Source organism: Pontibacter toksunensis (assembly GCF_042686245.1).
GTDB classification, from domain to species: Bacteria; Bacteroidota; Bacteroidia; order Cytophagales; family Hymenobacteraceae; genus Pontibacter; species Pontibacter toksunensis.
In genome coordinates, this window is record NZ_JBHUOX010000003.1 from 258,591 (window position 1) to 276,279 (window position 17,689).

General features: G+C 49.3%; 19 protein-coding genes. 11 read left to right on the plus strand and 8 right to left on the minus strand.

The annotated features are described in order from the left end of the window. Nucleotides 1-27 precede the first annotated feature (27 nt). Complete coding sequence (locus tag ACFS7Z_RS06035) at nucleotides 28-450, plus strand: secondary thiamine-phosphate synthase enzyme YjbQ (RefSeq protein ID WP_377482352.1); 423 nt, start codon at nucleotides 28-30, stop codon at nucleotides 448-450. A gap of 61 nt (nucleotides 451-511) precedes the next feature. Here ACFS7Z_RS06035 and ACFS7Z_RS06040 read toward each other — a convergent pair whose 3' ends face one another. The 3 genes from ACFS7Z_RS06040 to gpmI all read right to left on the minus strand — a co-directional run bounded on the left by ACFS7Z_RS06040 (nucleotide 512) and on the right by gpmI (nucleotide 4,262). Beyond that, a complete protein-coding gene (locus ACFS7Z_RS06040) occupies nucleotides 512-1,972 on the minus strand; it encodes a M43 family zinc metalloprotease (protein ID WP_377482355.1) in 1,461 nt (486 codons plus the stop codon). A gap of 182 nt (nucleotides 1,973-2,154) precedes the next feature. Then, nucleotides 2,155-2,730 carry a hypothetical protein gene (locus tag ACFS7Z_RS06045; RefSeq protein ID WP_377482357.1) on the minus strand — a complete coding sequence of 192 codons (576 nt, stop codon included), beginning with the start codon at nucleotides 2,728-2,730 and terminating at the stop codon, nucleotides 2,155-2,157. 5 nt (nucleotides 2,731-2,735) lie between these two features. Then, entirely contained in the window at nucleotides 2,736-4,262 is a 1,527-nt protein-coding gene (gene gpmI / locus ACFS7Z_RS06050; RefSeq protein WP_377482359.1) for a 2,3-bisphosphoglycerate-independent phosphoglycerate mutase, read from the minus strand. 269 nt (nucleotides 4,263-4,531) lie between these two features. Between gpmI and ACFS7Z_RS06055 the strand changes: the two genes are divergently transcribed. The 6 genes from ACFS7Z_RS06055 (at nucleotide 4,532) to ACFS7Z_RS06080 (ending at nucleotide 8,807) form a co-directional block, all read left to right on the plus strand. Further along, complete coding sequence (locus tag ACFS7Z_RS06055; protein WP_377482361.1) at nucleotides 4,532-4,945, plus strand: DUF4783 domain-containing protein; 414 nt, start codon at nucleotides 4,532-4,534, stop codon at nucleotides 4,943-4,945. Nucleotides 4,946-5,181: 236 nt separating this feature from the next. After that, nucleotides 5,182-6,042 carry a carboxylating nicotinate-nucleotide diphosphorylase gene (gene nadC / locus ACFS7Z_RS06060; RefSeq protein WP_377482363.1) on the plus strand — a complete coding sequence of 287 codons (861 nt, stop codon included), beginning with the start codon at nucleotides 5,182-5,184 and terminating at the stop codon, nucleotides 6,040-6,042. 112 nt (nucleotides 6,043-6,154) lie between these two features. Continuing rightward, nucleotides 6,155-6,769, plus strand: coding sequence for a hypothetical protein (locus tag ACFS7Z_RS06065; RefSeq protein ID WP_377482365.1), 615 nt, complete (start codon nucleotides 6,155-6,157; stop codon nucleotides 6,767-6,769). Between the two features lie 93 nt (nucleotides 6,770-6,862). Continuing rightward, nucleotides 6,863-7,150, plus strand: a complete 288-nt coding sequence (locus ACFS7Z_RS06070) for a hypothetical protein (protein WP_377482367.1) — start codon at nucleotides 6,863-6,865, stop codon at nucleotides 7,148-7,150. 163 nt (nucleotides 7,151-7,313) lie between these two features. Continuing rightward, nucleotides 7,314-8,051: a class I SAM-dependent methyltransferase gene (locus ACFS7Z_RS06075; RefSeq protein WP_377482369.1), complete on the plus strand. Its 738-nt coding sequence runs from the start codon at nucleotides 7,314-7,316 to the stop codon at nucleotides 8,049-8,051. 9 nt (nucleotides 8,052-8,060) lie between these two features. Continuing rightward, nucleotides 8,061-8,807, plus strand: a complete 747-nt coding sequence (locus ACFS7Z_RS06080; RefSeq protein ID WP_377482371.1) for a ZIP family metal transporter — start codon at nucleotides 8,061-8,063, stop codon at nucleotides 8,805-8,807. A gap of 133 nt (nucleotides 8,808-8,940) precedes the next feature. Here ACFS7Z_RS06080 and ACFS7Z_RS06085 read toward each other — a convergent pair whose 3' ends face one another. The 5 genes from ACFS7Z_RS06085 to ACFS7Z_RS06105 all read right to left on the minus strand — a co-directional run bounded on the left by ACFS7Z_RS06085 (nucleotide 8,941) and on the right by ACFS7Z_RS06105 (nucleotide 13,149). Then, nucleotides 8,941-9,495, minus strand: coding sequence for a Crp/Fnr family transcriptional regulator (locus tag ACFS7Z_RS06085; RefSeq protein WP_377482373.1), 555 nt, complete (start codon nucleotides 9,493-9,495; stop codon nucleotides 8,941-8,943). Nucleotides 9,496-9,659: 164 nt separating this feature from the next. After that, complete coding sequence (locus ACFS7Z_RS06090) at nucleotides 9,660-10,427, minus strand: hypothetical protein (protein WP_377482375.1); 768 nt, start codon at nucleotides 10,425-10,427, stop codon at nucleotides 9,660-9,662. Between the two features lie 64 nt (nucleotides 10,428-10,491). Beyond that, complete coding sequence (locus tag ACFS7Z_RS06095) at nucleotides 10,492-10,773, minus strand: acylphosphatase (RefSeq protein WP_377482377.1); 282 nt, start codon at nucleotides 10,771-10,773, stop codon at nucleotides 10,492-10,494. 30 nt (nucleotides 10,774-10,803) lie between these two features. Further along, complete coding sequence (locus ACFS7Z_RS06100) at nucleotides 10,804-11,910, minus strand: App1 family protein (RefSeq protein ID WP_377482379.1); 1,107 nt, start codon at nucleotides 11,908-11,910, stop codon at nucleotides 10,804-10,806. A 90-nt stretch (nucleotides 11,911-12,000) separates the two neighbouring features. Then, a complete protein-coding gene (locus ACFS7Z_RS06105) occupies nucleotides 12,001-13,149 on the minus strand; it encodes an App1 family protein (protein WP_377482381.1) in 1,149 nt (382 codons plus the stop codon). Between the two features lie 192 nt (nucleotides 13,150-13,341). On the opposite strand from ACFS7Z_RS06105, the gene sdaAA reads away from it, so the two are divergent. The 4 genes from sdaAA (at nucleotide 13,342) to ACFS7Z_RS06125 (ending at nucleotide 17,567) form a co-directional block, all read left to right on the plus strand. Next, on the plus strand, nucleotides 13,342-14,247 hold the full coding sequence (sdaAA, locus tag ACFS7Z_RS06110) for an L-serine ammonia-lyase, iron-sulfur-dependent, subunit alpha (RefSeq protein ID WP_377482383.1): 906 nt from the start codon (nucleotides 13,342-13,344) through the stop codon (nucleotides 14,245-14,247). Nucleotides 14,248-14,529: 282 nt separating this feature from the next. Next, nucleotides 14,530-15,264, plus strand: a complete 735-nt coding sequence (locus ACFS7Z_RS06115; RefSeq protein WP_377482385.1) for a hypothetical protein — start codon at nucleotides 14,530-14,532, stop codon at nucleotides 15,262-15,264. Between the two features lie 145 nt (nucleotides 15,265-15,409). Continuing rightward, the gene (locus ACFS7Z_RS06120; RefSeq protein WP_377482387.1) at nucleotides 15,410-16,585 is read left to right on the plus strand and encodes a DUF4407 domain-containing protein; all 1,176 of its coding nucleotides are present in this window, start codon (nucleotides 15,410-15,412) and stop codon (nucleotides 16,583-16,585) included. Nucleotides 16,586-17,039: 454 nt separating this feature from the next. Beyond that, nucleotides 17,040-17,567 carry an NADH-quinone oxidoreductase subunit A gene (locus ACFS7Z_RS06125; protein ID WP_377482389.1) on the plus strand — a complete coding sequence of 176 codons (528 nt, stop codon included), beginning with the start codon at nucleotides 17,040-17,042 and terminating at the stop codon, nucleotides 17,565-17,567. Nucleotides 17,568-17,689 lie beyond the last annotated feature (122 nt).

Sequence of the window (17,689 nt, forward strand, 5' to 3'; positions counted from 1 at the left end):
TACGCAATCAGTTATTTAAAATCAGTTATGAAGTGGTTTCAGAAAGAAGTAAGGCTGCCAGCCGTAAAAAGAGGTTTTCATCTTATCACCGATTTACTGGAGGCCCAGCTGCCTGAACTGGAAGAGATAAACGTGGGGCTGGCGCATATCTTTATCAAGCATACTTCCGCCAGCTTAACCATCAATGAGGATGCAGACCCAACGGTACGCCAGGACTTTGAGAGCCACTTTAACCAAATGGTACCGGAAAACCAATCGTACTACCGCCATACCCTCGAAGGCTCAGACGACATGCCGGCACACCTAAAGGCTGCGCTGCTGGGCAACTCTGTAACCGTACCTGTCACAAAAGGTAAACTCAACCTCGGTACCTGGCAGGGTGTTTACCTCTGTGAGCACCGCAACCATGCCTCCAAGCGCACCGTGGTTGTAACGCTGCAGGGAGAGTAAATCTTAGGTATCAGGAACAGGCATATCTGGTGCTTTTGATTTGCTATCTGCGCTTGGCAAACTATCGCAGCACACTTATACGCTTCACTTCGGTGCCGTTCGAACTCTTGATGCGGAGGATGTAAAGGCCCTGTGACAGGTCGCGTACGTCGAGGCGAAGCACCCGGTCCCGTGTTTCCTCATCTATAACCACTTGCCCAAATTTGTTCACTAGTTCTACCCGAAGCACCTTAATGCGGGCGGGCTGCTCTATAGTAAGGAAGTCGGTTGCAGGGTTCGGATACACCACCAGGTCGCTGACCGTTACGTGCACAAAATCTTCTTTTTCCTCTGTGCTGCTCAGGCTGCCGTTTGAGATGGAAAGCTTCACGCTGTACTTACCAGGGCGTGGGTACATAATCGTTGGGTTACGTTCTGTAGAGACACTCGGAACACCTCCTTCAAACTCCCAGTACCATTCTGTTGGTCGAAGTCCCGCAGAGGCATCAGCGTAGATAATGCTGTTGCCAGCAATGATCAGCGTATCGTTGGGTGACGCGGTTTCAAAGTCGGATCTGAGAGAACCGGTGCAGGCAAGTGAATTCAGGATACTCGCACGCGAAGTGGCAAGTATGGTATTCATATAGTCTGCCTGGCCCTTCGTGAACAGGTTCATGCAGGCGTCATCGCTGTAGTCCATGTAGTTCTGGTACATGTCGCCAAATGGGCTGTCGTTGCAGGAGGTTTTGATACCGGAATGGCACCCGGCGCTCTCATACCGCTGGTTCGGAGTGTCGTCTATGCCATCGGAGTCTGTGCAGGAGGAGCCGTTGCCCCAGATATGGCCGAGGCCAAGCCAGTGGCCCACCTCGTGCGTGGCTGTACGCCCCATGTTATAGTTCCACTTAAAGTTATTGGCTGGCGGAGCACCTACAGAGGAATAATGCAGCACGACACCATCGTTTACAGCCCGGGAACCGGGAGGGGCTGCATAGCCAAGGATATTGCTCTGTATATCGCCGCCAAGGTTGCATATCCAGATATTTAGGTACTGGTCTCTGTCCCAGATATCAACGCCGCCTTTCTCAGCATACTTCACATTGTCGCTGCCATAGCTGAAGGACTTATTGGTAGTTTGGGTGCGGGTGATGCCGTTGGTCAGGTCTCCGTTAGGATCTATAGAAGCCAGGCAGAACTGAATTTTTGTGTCGGCGGCGTAAGGTCTAAAATATTCTGGTGTGGTCGCGGTATCTGCATTCAGTCTCCTGAAATCATCGTTTAGCACCTGCAACTGCGACAGCAAAGCGGCCTCAGAGACATTTTCTGCCTCAGAATTATAAACTACATGAAATACAACCGGAATGGTAACCACAACGTCTGCGCGTAGTTGCTGCGCTTGCCCCCGCCTTTGCTGTGCCAGCGCTTGCTGTACAACCTGCTGCAATGCCTGCTGCCGCTCTTTCTGCTCTGGGTCTTCTGCCTGGAGTAATGCTGTATAAGCATCGGTGGCACAACTACGCCCCCGATTAACAGCAGAACTCATATTTTGGGCATAAGTATGCCAGGCAAGGCCTATGCAAATCACTGCCGTTAAAGTAAACGTGCGCATGCGGCAAGAGTAAAGTAAAAGAAACTGTATCCGATCGAAAGGATACGTTATCTTTTGCAAGATAGTGAATTATAAAAGATTTATCCTGCTAGATGTTGGTTTTTAGGCAGATGCAGCTATAGGTTGGCGTCTACCCTGTAGTGGAGCGAGTCAGAGAGCACTAATTTCTGGACTCCTTCTACTCTGTAACCTGAGATATTGCCGCTGGTAGGATCAGCATTGAGCTGCACGTTGCGGCGCGAGTAGAACAGTACATTCTGGTCCTGGATCAGGGCGTTCAGTTGTTTAAGCTTTCTATCAGCAGTTAGCTCCAGGCGCAGGTAGTGCACGAGGGGTTCGGCATCCTCTACCCTGTTGTACTCTACCACAATATCTCCGTTATTCAGCACCTGCTCCTGCTTGGTATAGTACTCCTCCAGTGCGGGGCGGTTGAGGTCGGCTTGCTCAAACACAGCTAACTCGTCTTCCCAGTCTACGGCAGAGGTCTCAACGGTTTCTGTCTCCTTGCCTTCTGTGGTAACAGACTTTAGCACCATAGGCTGCTCCGCCTGCAGGCGCTCTATCTGCTGTTGCAGGTAGGTGGTTAGGTTGTAAGAAGCCGCCGCCTCGGCAGAAGTAGGCGGGGCAGGCCTCTCACAAGAAGTAGTGGCCAGTAGCAGGACCAAGAAGAAGGTAGATAGATGCCTGGCCACAGGGATTAATTTTTTATAAGTGATACCCCGTCCATCTCTGCAGGCACTGAAACGTTCATCAGTTGCAGTATGGTTGGAGCGAGGTCGCCCAGTTTGCCTTCGTGCAACTTCACATTCAGGGAATCGCTTACCAGCACGCATGGCACCAAGTTAGTGGTATGCGCTGTGTTGGGGGTGCCATCCGGGTTGATCATGCAGTCGGCGTTGCCATGGTCGGCAATCACAATGGTGGTATAGCCATTTGCCAAGGCAGTGGTAATCACTTTTTCAGCACATTGATCCACTACCTCACAGGCTTTTACCGCTGCTTCAAATACGCCGGTGTGGCCTACCATGTCCGGGTTGGCAAAGTTCAGGCAGATAAAGTCAGCGCTCTTTTTCTCCAGTTCCGGCACAATGGCATCCCGGATATCGTAAGCACTCATCTCCGGCTGCAGGTCGTAGGTGGCTACCTTAGGCGATGGGCACAGGATGCGGCTTTCTCCGTCGAAAGCAGTTTCACGGCCTCCTGAAAAAAAGAAAGTCACGTGTGGGTACTTTTCTGTTTCGGCAATGCGGATTTGCTTCCTGCCTGCCTTCGCCAGTACCTCCCCTATGGTGTTGTTCAGGTTGTCTTTCTCAAAGATGGACGCTACGTCTAAAAAGCTTTCGTCGTAATTGGTCATCATGATATAGCGCAGGTTCAGCTTGAACATGTTTTGCTCAGGGTAGTCGCGCTGGGTGAGGGCCTGCGTTATTTCGCGGCCTCTGTCGGTGCGGAAGTTAAAGCAGATCACCACATCACCGTCGTTAATAGTGGCAATAGGTTCCTGCCTGTCATTCACCTTCACTATCGGCTGTATAAACTCATCGCTGACGCCGGCATTGTAGGAGTCCAGCATCGATTTGATGAGGTTCTGAGATGGTGTGCCTTTACCATGCACCATCAGGTCGTAAGCCAGCTTAACGCGCTCCCAGCGGTTGTCGCGGTCCATGGCGTAGTAGCGGCCCACAATGGAGGCAATAGTGCCTGTGGTTTGCTCCAGGTGCTGCTCCAACTCATTGATGTACTTTACACCACCCTTTGGGTCTGTGTCGCGGCCATCTGTAAAGGCATGGATGTATACATCGCGCAGTTCGTGGTCGGCAGCCACAGAGCAAAGCGCTTTCAGGTGGTTGATGTGCGAGTGCACACCTCCGTCAGACAGCAGGCCAATCAGGTGCAACGCTTTCTTGTTCTCTTTGGCGTAGGCAAGGGCATCGGCAAGCACGGGTATGGTGGCCAGTTTGCGCTCTGCAATCGCTTTGTTAATGCGCACCAAGTCCTGATACACCACGCGGCCGGCGCCAATGTTCATGTGTCCTACCTCTGAGTTACCCATTTGTCCTTCTGGCAAGCCAACAGCCTCACCAGAGGCCTGTAGTGTGGTGGTCGGATATTTTGCAAGGATAGAATCAACGAAAGGCGTATTGGCCTTCTGAATGGCTGAAACTTCCGGATTAGTGGCAATACCCCACCCATCCAATATCATTAAGAGTACCTTATTATCCATAGCGCAAATATAACATAATCTTCTAAAGCTGCCTATTTATGGCTGCTTATGCCCGTGCGGCGGTGGTTCAGCTGCATTACTCCTTCTAGCGGCTACTGCCTTTGCTGAGGGAAGGTTTTCACATCCTTCATTAAAATAAGTAAGCGGCAACGGCAAGGGATGTAGTTTTTGGTATATTTAGATTATACTATTAAATTAGACATACAATTTAGAAGTACCTTAGTTGGCATAGTTTTAGCTGATGTGAGGGCAAGAACACAAACGGTCATATGAAAAACTTAAAACTTTTTGCAGTAGCACTTTCTTTGTTAATGGTAGCCGTCTTTTTCCCGGCAGGGCAGGCAGTAGCGCAGGGCGATGTCATGAACAGCGTAAAGTCGGCGATGAAAGTGGGCTCGGCCAGAGACCTGTCCAGGAACTTCAGCAGTATGGTGGAGATTACCCTGGACGGCAGCGAAGCCACCAGCTACAGCAATACACAGGCAGAATTTGTGATGAAGAACTTCTTTGCCAAGAATGCTCCAGTAGACTTTAGCGTGAACCACAACGGCACCTCTGATAAGGGCCAGCTGTATGCCATTGGCACCTACGCCGCTAAAGGAGAGTCCTACACCGTGCTGATCCGGATGAAGTCGGCCAATGGAAAGTACCTGATCCATTCCATGAACTTTATAAAAGACTAGGGAATGCTTTAACTCTACACTGCGAGCTCTGGATGAGCATTTTCAGAACCTGACGTAAGCTGCTTTTCCAAAGGAAGCGCTACTATTGCGCCTGGAATGAGTTTTGCCACAACTTTGAACGGCATGAATCTCTTTAAAAGCCAGACTCCTGCATGCTTTAAGCAAATAATAATGAGATTTTTAAGAAGGCCCGGTATATATACCGGGCCTTTTTTTATTTTTGCACCGTGAAAACCGTGAGACCGACGTACCTAACCGAAAAAAGTATAAGCGAGTTTATCGCCAGCGCGCTGGCCGAGGACATCGGCGACGGCGACCACTCGTCTCTGGCGGCTATACCCAACGATGCCCAAAACCAGGCGCGGCTCCTGATTAAAGGAGACGGCATACTGGCAGGCGTTGAACTGGCAACCTACATCTTTAAAGCCGTGGACCCTGACCTGCAGGTAGCGGTGCTGCTGCAGGACGGTGCAAAAGTGAAGTATGGCGACATTGGCCTGACGGTGAAAGGGAAGGCGCAATCTATTCTGACGGCAGAACGACTGGTGCTGAACTGCATGCAGCGCATGAGCGGCATTGCCACCTATACCAACTCTCTGCAGCAGCTGATTGCCGGCACGGGAGCCAAACTGCTGGATACCCGCAAGACCACTCCAAACTTCCGGATGATGGAGAAGTGGGCGGTAGTGATTGGAGGCGGCCATAACCATAGGTTTGGCTTGTACGACATGGTGATGCTGAAGGACAACCACGTGGACTATGCCGGTGGCGTTCGGGAGGCCATCCTGGCAACGCAGCGTTACCTGCAGGATAAAGGGAAAGACCTGAAAATTGAGGTGGAAACACGCAACCTGCAGGAAGTGAAAGAGGCGCTGGATACAGGCGGCATCCATCGAATAATGCTAGACAACATGGACATAGACACTATGCGGGAAGCGGTGAAGCTGATTGGCGGCAGGTATGAAGTAGAGGCCTCAGGAGGAATCACAGAAACAACCATACGTGCCGTGGCAGAATGTGGCGTAGACTTTATATCGGTGGGTGCGCTAACACATTCCATGAAGAGTTTAGATATCAGCCTGAAGGCTTATAAGTAAAATCAGGTTACCTTTGCTGCGAAAGCAGGGATTTTCAGTTATAGAATTTCGCTCTGCGGAGTGATGCTAGAAGAGAGAGTAGGCAGAGAATAGAATTTCGACATTAATTTATATGCAGCGACCAAATCAAAAAGGTTTTAGGACCGCACAGGGACCTTCTCCACAAGGAATCCGGACAAAGAAGTATCAGTTAGATAAAGAAAAATATACCCGCATGGCCCTTGTAAAAGTGTGGCGCCATGACTGGTGGTATGCCTTAATTCCATTGGTGTTGTTTTTGATACCAGCTATTTTCAGCTTCTCCTGGTGGTGGGTGGCAATTGCTATCATTGTTACTATCCTGTTTGTGCTGCTTCGGTCGGCCCAGGTAATGGGGGTAACGCAGATGGAGCAGGGAAGCCCACTGTTCGAGAAACTGAACTACGAAATTGACAACCGCCAGATACTAATGAAGCGCAATGAGCGCGAGGGAATGGCTCTGAACTGGGATATGATCCAAAAGGCAGAAGTGAAGCCCGAAGCTTACCTGCTGTGGCTACAGCCAGCCGCCGACGCGCAGTTGCCGGGCGGATGGAAAGGCTGGGTTGCCCGTAACTTCCAGACGCCTATATTCATACACCTGCCTTTCCGCATTTTTAACAGCTCGAATGACATCAAGCTGTTTGAGAGCATTCTGCGCCGAAAGAACCTACTGAATAACAGCGTCTCAACCAGTGCCACAACCTAATCCGAGAGAATCATCGTAAACAACTAATAGATAATGCTTTGCTTGCACAACGTAAGCAAGGCTCCTATAGAGAAAGTATAAAAACGTACAATAATGAATAAGAACATAATAACAGTATTTGCCGCCGTATGTGGTTTGTTCATGGTTACTTCCTGCGAGACTCCTTCTGATCTGAGACCAGAAGCTAAAGTGTCTGTAGATTATGTAGAGCCAGGAACACGCAATACGTTTAATATTGGCAAAGTAAACGAAGTATATCCTCCTGCTAACGATGGTGAGGTGATGCCGGACCGGGATTTAGGTGGTAATGAGATTCAGAAAGCCGATAGCCTATTGGAAGCTACTGAGACCAACACTGAGTTGGGTGCTACACAAGAGTAGTCATTTTATTTAAATAACAGGCCTGCCGTTGCTGTACATCGCTGCAACGGCAGGTTTTTTTATGACTTTGCCGAAACAACTGTAGCCACTGCCTGCGGTTGCTCCCGTGCAGGGGTTCGTATAAAACGCCTATATTTGCAACCTAATTGCTTTTAAGACCTCCATGGCCCAACAGGAAGACGAGTGGTTCAGTACCTGGTTTGACTCTCCATACTATCATATACTCTACAACAACCGTGACACGCAGGAGGCGCAGGCATTCATGGACCGGCTGCTGGTTTACCTCCACCCCAAACCCCATGAAAAAATCCTGGACCTGGCTTGTGGGAAAGGCCGCTACTCAAAATACCTGAACGAGAAAGGGTTTGATGTAACAGGTATCGACTTGTCCGGGAAAAGTATAGCCCACGCAAAGCAGTATGAGAACGAGCACCTGCACTTTGACGTGCATGATATGCGCAAGGTGTACAAGCCGGAGCACTTCGATTTTATCCTGAACCTGTTTACCAGCTTCGGCTACTTCGATAATGAGACAGAAAATGTGGTGGCGCTGGATGCCACCGCTAAAAGCCTGAAGCACGGAGGGAAGCTGGTGATAGACTTCATGAATACGGATAAAGTAATCAATAATCTGGTGGCGGAGGAGGAAAAAGAGGTGCATGCTATAAACTTCAGGATTACACGCGGCGTAGAAAATGGCTTTATCGTTAAAACCATTCGTTTCTATGACGAGGGGAAGGAGTACGTGTTTGTGGAGCGGGTAAGGGCCTTGCGGGAGGTGGACTTTGAAGAGTACTTTAAGATGATACAGTTGCGCCTTGTAGAGGTGTTTGGCGACTACCACCTGAACCCTTTTGACCTTGATAAAAGCGAACGGGCAATTTTTGTGCTTAAGAAATAACGGCTCTACATGATAGTAGGTATACTTGTTCTGTTTTTTACAGTAGTGCTCTCGGCCTTTTTGGTGAAGGTGTTTCCGCCTCACAACAAAAGGTGGCTGAAAATAGCACTTGCTTTTAGTGGCGCTTACCTTTTTACCATCACCATCATTCACCTGCTGCCAGACGTGCTCCGGAACGGCAGCACCAGCTCTTATGGGGTTGGCTATTGGGTGCTGGCGGGCTTTTTCCTGCAACTGGTGCTGGAGCTGTTTTCGCATGGAGTGGAACACGGCCACATGCACGACCATGGCCGTATCGGCTCTATGCCTTTTCTGCTGCTGGGATCGCTGTTTGTGCATGCTTTTCTGGAGGGAAGTATACTGGTAGAGCAAAGGCAATATCACACAGGCCATTCCCATGGCGGCGGCAGCTTTTATGTGATATTACTGGGGGTGGCGCTGCACCATGTGCCGGCAGCTTTCGCGCTGATGTCGGTGCTGCTGTCGAGGCTGCAGAACTTCCGGAAGGCTTTTCTGTGGCTGCTGATTTTTGCTGTAGGCTCTCCCCTGGGTATTTTCTTCAGCAATGTGGTGTTGTCGCAGGAGGCACCAGATGGCCTGATTTACACGGCTCTCACAGGTTTAGTGGCAGGTAACTTCCTGCACATCTCCACCACTATCCTGTTCGAAACAAGCCCCGACCACCACTTTAACCGCTCCAAACTCATTGCCACCCTGTTCGGGTTAACTCTGGCCATTGTCTCTGATTTCATTTAGCAAACAAAGGAAGCTGACGTGTGGAGCTTTATGTTACCTGCTGTTTTTGGGACTCTGCCCCAGGCGGGTTACAAACCCAACATCATTTTAAAGCACAAGTTTGAGAGCTTGCCCTAGTTTATGAAAGGAATGGCTATACCTTCAGCCGGCTCAGCGTTTCAGGCGTCATGCGCAGGTAAGAAGCAATGTATTTCTTGGGGATGTGCTGGAATAGTTGTGGGCTCCGCCGCATGACACGCTGCAGGCGCTGCTCCGGCTCCGGCAGCAGCAGGTCTACCTCCCGCTCTATCTTTCCCACTAGCGCCTTCTCCAGTTCCTCATACCAGAACCGCCTGATGTTCGGGTGCTGCACCATCAGCTGCATAAAATCTGTTTTGCTGATGCCTAGCAGTTCGCTTTTTTTCAAAGCCTGTATATAGTATGCCGAAGGTTTGCCATCTACAAACGATGGAAAAGAAACGACCAGGTTGCCCGGATAGGAAAAGCCAACGCAAATCTCTTCATCGGGCAGCGGAAAGTAGATGCGCAATGCACCGCTTATAACAAAGTACAGCCCCTGCTCCACCTGCCCCTGCTGTATCAAAAAATCATATCGGCTCAGCTGTACCCGCTTCTTCCAGAGCGGCACAAAAGCGGCGATGTCTTCCGGTGTGAGGTATGGAATTTTCTGGAGGAGAGTGTGGAGCATAGCTTTAAGGTGAGCTTAGATTAGAGGTGTTGGTGAAGCTGCTATTCTTGAGTTTGCTGTTGAACTGTAACACTACTCCCGCCCTTGCTGCGTGTTTTCACCAGCAAGCAATAAGGTTGCTGAAGTTTGGTTGTTGGTGTTTTCACCAACAACGGAGGAAAGTGCTAATGCAGTGAATTAAGAATCAATTCTTCTCTTTCAATATCTGATTGACTAAAAGGTAAGGCTTGAGTAACTCTATCCTCAGTAGCTAGCTTTAGCAAAGTTTTCTTCTCTAAAAGTACTCTTTCATACACATCCTTGTAAAACTGGATTTGTCTGACTCTGTACCATTCATGTAGGTTCTTTACTTTATTGAAGTATAAGTCTACAATTTCTTCTATATCAAAAGTATCAGATAAAGACTCTATATGGCTTTTAGCTACTGGTGCCCATTTAAACCTCTGCAATGATGCCTTTTTTATTCTAAAGGTTGTTGTATTTCCATCGTTTCCAAACTTTTTAGCAGAAATGATATAGGGTAGCGAGGAATGACACAGGAAATTTCTAAAGTCAATAACAAAACAATGTAGTGGGTTATCGACAAAGTTTTCATTTAAGTAGCTCTGGTACTCGATTGCGATAACAGTATTAGGTTTATGTAACTTTCTTTTATGATTTCGGGTGTGGTAAACTAATGTGAATGATGAAGAGAAGAAGTTATACATCAATCTTACTAGCTTGTCTTGGATTTCGCTTCGTATTTTTTTATCATGCCACATACTTCCATCATCGCTTTTCTCTTTATGCTCTTTTAGAGCAGCTTTGAAATCAGCATAATTACCAGAGAATATTTGGTATGAATTCTTTATGGACTCTATATTCTTAATTAGAGTATAATCATCTGAATTCTTAAAATCCTCTATCAGGTGCAGGGCTTGCGGAAACTTCATTATAGATGGGCTTGATACTAAAGATAAGCATTTCCCTTTTAATGCTGTAACTTTAAGTCTCCCCCTACCGCTTCACTTTGAATTCTTTAAACCCAGCCAGCCCCTCCATCTCTTTTACCTCTACCTTCTCTACCTTGGCTCTGCGAGGGCCTTCGTGCGCCCATTGCTCCAGTTGCTTCAGGGCAGAAGGGCTTCCTTCGGCTTCCATGTAAACAGTGCCGTCCTCTTCATTCTGCACAAAGCCGGTGATGCCAAGTTCCAGCGCTTTTTCTTTGGTGCTGGCCCGGAAAAACACGCCGTGTACTTTGCCATACACGCGAATGGAGATATGCCTGATGTTGCTCATGCTGTTAAATACGATTTTCTGGTTATAGACCTATTCATCATTGTTTTGCTGCTCCTGGTTATTTTGCTGTACCTGATGTAGCTGCGGGAGGCTTATCCAGCCGTGCCGGAAGGCATGTTGGGCAGCCATTGCAGAGTCTTCAACCAATAACATCTCCACACCCCGTTTCTTTACCTGCAGGCAAATCTTATGCACTTCATCGGCGCGGCCATCATCTGTTACATCCCGGATGTAGATGCACAGCACCTGGTTAGGGAAATCCTGCGCCAATTGTCTGTATATCTCCGGGTCATCTTTGCCGCTGTCGCCAATCAGTATGAAGCTCATGTGTGGGTAGGTGCGCAGGATGTTGCTGATTTGGTTGAGTTTATGCTGGCGCTCATTTATTTTCTCGTGGTTGTCGGCTTTGTCGTGGAGCAGCAGCGGCCCTTTGGGCACATCGTGCGCCTCTAAGAAGCTAACCAGGAAACTGTACAGGTTCCATTGGCTGGAGGAAACATAGAACAGCGGGTTGTTGCTCCCTTTCAGTGCCTGCAGCAAAGCGGCGATGCCCGGAAAAGGACTACGCTCCTGGGCGTCCTGCAGCAGGTTTTGCTTAAGTTGTCCCAGGAAACTGGTGGCGTTGGAAACCAGCACCGTGTCGTCTATGTCGGAAATCACGCAAAACCGTGCATCCTTCTCCGGTACAAACAGGTGGCCTTCGGTTTCCATTTCGTCTTCGCCGGTTTTGCACTCCAGTAGCTCCAGTTTAACACAATGGCCAGCCTTCTGGTAATCTATAGGTGAATCTGTTTTGAACTCTATCTCGAAGTAGCCTTCCTGGTTCGTCTCTACCTCCTGGTGCATTCCTGCAAACGAGGCTGAGAGTTTAATATGAGGAATGGCGCTTAAAGCAAAACGACGCAGCATGCTAAGGCTTTGTTCGCCGGAGTTCTCTTCCTCTTTATCGTCCTGCTTCTTGTCTTTTTCCATTACCCGCCCCTTCAGGAACGCATAGGAGTCAGAGCCGTAGCCGTAAAAGGGCAGAATCATAATAGGGCGCAGCAAGTGCAAATCCTCTTTTACTTTCTCCCTTCCCGCATTCAGTTCCTGCTGTAGTTGCTCTGTTGCCTTGTTTAGTTTCTGCTTTAAATCCAAAACTTGTTTTCTGTTGTTCCTTTTGTTAAAACGGGACAGCAGGCCTGTTGTTTACACCGGAAGAGCCTAAAGCATACAGATAGCCCCGTTTCAGCTCTCCTGCTGCTCATCTTTTTCGCATGCCTGCTGCACATCCTCCAGTTGGTCCTCATTAATCCATCCCATTCTAACGGCATGGCGGGCAGCAGAGAGTGTTTCCTCGACCAGTTCCATTTCTACCTTCTGCTCCTTTACCTGGCTGGCTATGTTTCTTACCTCCCTGTCGCGTTTGTCCGGAGTAACATCCCGGATATAGATGCCCAAAATGCGCCCCGGATACTCCTGCACCACTTTTTGGTAGATTTCAGGATCGTGCTGGCCGCTGTCGCCAATGCAGATGAATCTGAGGCCAGGGTACGTGTCGAGGATGTGGCGTATCTTCTCACGCTTGTACTCCTGTTCGCTGGTTTCAAACTCGCCCCTGTCAAAGCGCGTGCCCTTGTCGCGGAGCAGCAGGGGGCCTTCAGGAATATCATGTGAGCGGAAAAAGCTGATCAGCAGGTCGTACAGGTTCCATTCGCTGCCCGACACAAAAAAGAGCGGGTTACTTCCTTTGCTGTCGCTGCCCTTGCCAAGCGCACGCAGAAATCCAGCTATACCCGGAAAAGGGCTACGTTGGGTAGCATTCTTCATCAACATCAGCTTAAGCTTACCCAGGAAATGTGTGATTTTGGATACCAGCACCGTATCGTCGATGTCGGAGATGATGCCGAACTCACTGTTTTTGCCTGGTACAAAAATGTAAGCTTCTGCCTCCAGCTTGTCGTTCTCTGTCTTCTGCTCCAGGAGTCGTAGTTTCACTTTCTGGCCTGTGGTGCTATAGTCAAAAGGTGTCTCTGTCCTGAACTCAACCTCAAAGAAACCTTCCTCGTCCGTCTCCAACTCAATCTCCTGCCCGGCAAAGCTTGCCGTTAGTTTGATGCCCGGTATTTCATCCGACTCATAGCGTTTGTAAGTATCTTTTAGGTGCGTCAGCGTACTCCCGTCCTCACTGGGCTTTTTCACCTTCTCGTCTTCCAGCACCCTTCCTTTCACATACACATAGGTATCGTTGCCAAAGCCATAATAGGGCATGATGTTGATGGGCTCCAGCAGGTGCAGCCTGTCTTTTGCCTTAAACTTTGCCATGGAGATACTGTGCTCTACCTTTTCAACCGCCGATAAGAGCCGTTCTTTTAATGCCTGTGTTAAGTCTGTCATAAGTAGGGTGTTTAATCTGCTTGAACGGGCTACGGCAGAAGGAGTTAAACAAAAGCCGAATTAAAGAGTCCAGAACGTTTCCTAGAATTGTATTTGTTATAGGAGAGGGATGTGCAACTGCATAAAGAAATTGTAGTTATATTGGCCGCCCTGGCTTTTTATCAGCCAGATTTTACTTGAGAAAGAAACACTATGTCATTATTATTCACTGATTTTAAGAGCTGGGAAAAGCATTGTGCCGAAACCGGAGAGCCACTGTACCAGCCGGTGCTGGAATACGAGATAGAGCAGAAAGGCCGTACAGAAGAATATATCTGGGAAAACATTGCCAAGGCCTATGAGGTGATGAAGGACGCGGTGCAAACGGGCCTCACAGAAAACATGCAGTCCCGCTCTGGTATGGTGAACAACAGCGCGAAGAAAGTAGCCAAGGCGCCCATTACAGTGCTGTCGCCGGAGTTTCAGATGCTGATTTCGCGTGCGCTCGGTGCCAAAGAGGTAAACTCATGCATGGGCCGCGTGGTAGCGGCCCCTACGGCAGGCGCTTCGGGCATTCTGCCTGGCACACTCACTACCCTGCAGGATCTGCATGGGCTGGAGGACAGAAAGATACACGAAGGCCTGCTTGTAGGCGCTGGCATTGCCTTGATTATTGAGCAGAATGCCTCTCTGGCTGGTGCTGTGGGTGGTTGCCAGGCCGAAACAGGCAGTGCGGCTGCCATGGCCGCAGGCGCGATTGTGTACTGCCTGGGCGGTAACGTGGATCAGGTATTCACGGCAGTAGCCATCACCATACAGTGTATGCTGGGGCTCGTGTGCGACCCGGTGGCGGGGCTGGTTGAGGTGCCGTGCATTGTGCGTAACGCCAGTGCGGCTGCCATCGCTTTTTCCTCTTCGCAAATGGCACTGGCCGGTGTGAACGCTGTTATTCCGGTAGACCAGTGTGTGGCAGCGCTTGGTGAGGTCGGTGAGAGTATGGAGCGCAAGTACAAAGAAACAGCGGAAGGCGGCCTGGCGAATACACCGAGGGCGCGTGAAATTGAAAAGCTGGTGCTGGTGCAGGATGTGGATATTCTCCCTGACGAAGACGAAGTGTAGTAGGGTATAAGGCTGAGGAAGGTAAAAAAGGGGTAGGAAGCAAAAGCTTTCTGCCCCTTTCTTGTTTTCAGGAAATTTGGTGATGAAAAATTTTTCAGAGGCCGGGCAACTGTAAGGAGCTGTAGCGGGTCATCTTAAGTAGATGACAACATTGTTTTGCCTGGCCAAGGCTTGCTTCTATTTAAGTTAGGTTCAGGGGAAGCTTTGGTTTGGCATAATATATGGTATGCCTATATTTAAGAACTGCATACTCCATTATCCTCTAAGCATTAACCTACAACTATGAAAAAGCTATTCATGTCCGTATTGCTGCCTTGCATGCTGGCATTCACCAATTGTACCCTGCCGCAAATGGCTGTGTCGCCGGAGTTTCAGCAGAACGCAGTAGAACTGCCTATAGAAGGCCGTAAAGTTCTGAAGCCAAACGGCAACTTCCGGATTGGAGATTATACGGTGGCCAATGTGCGCCGCGGGTGGAAGAACATTGGCGGTTTTTCCATTTTCAGCTATAACAACATTGAAGTTAGGCAGCGGTACGAGTTCAGCCTGCAGGATGGCAAGGGCAGCGAATGGTATGTTCATGGTGCCAGCAAACTTAAAGACAAGTCTCTTCGGTCAAATACAGGTGTGACCATAGATGTTGGCCCGAACATGGAGTACAACGCCAGCCACTTTACCTCTCCGGAAAGTGGCCAATGGCACCTGCTCACTGTAGATCCCGGCAATTACCTGGAGCGTAAGAAGTTCAAGGGGGAGCTATCTAACCGCCGCACGACCTATACCATTGAGCCGGTTTACAAGTTCGAGGACACAAAGCTGCCTATGTCAGATGTTGTTGGCTATGAGTTCAAGGATGGGGGAAAAGTGGTGGGTGCAGTGCAGGTCGTAAACAACGGTAAGGTGTGGGTAAGCCAGCAGCTCCCGCCCGATACCCGCATGGTGCTGGCCAGCGGTATGGCCTTGTTGCTGCTGTATGAAAAGTTGAACGAAACGGTAGAGAATACTGAATTTAATTGAAAGCGGTCCTGTTGAGGGGAAAATGTAGGGGTTTGATTATTAACTAATTAAACCTTGTTGGAAGTATAAACCGTAAGCTTTCATACGTTTTATGTTTTTACAGCTTCTCTGCAAGCCTTTTTCCCTAATTCAGCTGATCGTTCACATGAAAAGATTTTTTTGGTGGTGCGCCGGTGCCGATGACACCATTCTCGACAAATGCTCAAAGTCAGAGCATATAAAGTATGCCGGTATTGGCGCAACCGTATTGTTCACGGGCCTGCTGGCCAGCATTTCGGGCGGTTACGCCCTTTACACCGTTTTTGACGACGCTCTGATGGCCACTGCCTTTGGCCTGCTTTGGGGTGCCGTTATCTTTAACCTCGACCGCTTTATTGTCTCTACCCTGCGCAAAGAGGGTAAGTTCTGGAAAGAGCTGCTGCAGGTAATGCCGCGTGTCTTCCTGGCCCTCGTGCTGGCAGTGGTTATTTCGAAGCCGCTGGAACTGAAGATCTTCGACAAAGAAATTCAGGCAGTGCTGAAGGAGAAGCAGGCAGAGCTCGCCATCGCCCATAAGCAACTGGTGGCCCGACAATTTGTAGAAGTAGACTCTATCAAGACAGACATTGCTGTTATCCGGCAGGAGGTAGAGGCCAAGGTGCAGGAGCGCAACAGGCTCTATGATGCTCTTGCTGCTGAAGCAGATGGTACTGGCGGAACAGGCAAAATAGGCAAAGGGCCTATCTTTGAAGAAAAGAAACGGCAGTATGATAAAGTAGACGAGGAGCTGAAGCTGTTGCAGGCCAACGCCAATGAGCGCATCCTGCAGCGGGAGCAGCGCATTAACGAGCTCATGCAGAACTATGACAAGACCGTAGCCGAAGGGCAGGAAAGCTTTTCGAACTACGATGGCCTGATGGCCCGCATCAACGCCCTGAATGAGTTGCCATGGCTGCCGGTGTTCTTTATTACGCTGTTGTTTATCTGCCTTGAAACAGCCCCGATTTTTACAAAGCTGATCTCCAGCAAAGGCCCTTATGATGATATCCTGAAAGGTATAGAGCACGAGCGTACCACACAGGAGATGCAGCGCGTGGCCGAGCGACAGCAGCAGTACGATACCCGTAAAACGGTGGCCAACGCCAAGTTTGCGGCCCGCACTGATTATGAAGTGGATGCCAAGCGTGAGGAAGAGCGCCTGAAGTCCGATGCTCACCTGGAGGTAGTGCGGGAGTCTGCCGTAGTCTGGAAAGAGCGTAAGCTAAAAGACATCCACCGCAGCCCCGATACCGCCGCCGAACTCCTGAACGACGGAGAGGAGAACGGGTATTATAAGTGGTAAAGTAAAATAGCATATCAGTAGATAATAACCGCCTGGGCCTTTGTTGGTGCAGGCGGTTTTGTTTTGCTGCTTTGTAGGGACAGGTTGCAATCTGTCCATTCGTCCCGGACCAGTCTGACAGAATCAGGGCTTTCAGGATTTTGAGAATGAACAGGTAGTACGTCTTCAGCCACAACGCTATACTGCTATCACACTGCTACTGCTCTTTCGGACATCCTTGCGAAAGTATATGGGCAGGGGATCTCCTTGTTCTCGTGTATTGTCCCGCCCGGCATGCGGGCAAGGATGTCCATTTTAGGTTTTGTTCTAGACACAGATGTCCGGAACAACGGCAGTTTTATAGTCCTTTCAGCAAGTTCACAGGCATACCAAAAATGCAGCCTTGGCACCCAAAATGGCCACAGGTAAACAATCCCGGCTTTTTGTTGTAAATTTGCATAAACAGCTGTAAGCTATGGCAGAAACCTATGCATCTGACTTCGGAACAATCCTGCTCTTCCTGATTGGCGGTGCCATCTTCGTGATGATTGGCCTGCTGACGAGTAAAATGATTCGTCCGCAGCGGCCTAACCCGGAGAAGCTCTCCACCTATGAAAGTGGTGAGGAACCAATAGGCAATGCCTGGATACAATTTAACCCGCGGTTCTATGTGGTGGCACTCATTTTTATCATTTTCGATGTAGAGTTGGCTTTCCTGTTCCCATGGGCAACGGTATTTGGCCGCCGCGAGTTAATTGACGCCACAGATGGTGTATGGGGCTGGTTCTCTCTCATTGAGATGTTCATCTTCATCGGCATTCTGGTGCTGGGCCTCGCCTACGCCTGGGCCAAAGGGCATCTGGACTGGATTAAGCCGGAGCCTGTGATACCACGAAGCCGCTCTAAAATACCTATGGACATGTATCAGCGCGTAAACGAACGGCAGTATAGGCCTGGTAAGTCAGCGCGGAAAACTTTGGAACCGAAGGCACCGGAATTATAGTTTTGAAGCTTGAATGATAAGGTGGAGCGGGTGACTTGATTACAACTCCCCTCCTTGGATTAGCTAAAATGTGAGTTTCAAGCTAACGAGCGTAGCTCTGAGGGGTTAGGGGTGGTTTGACC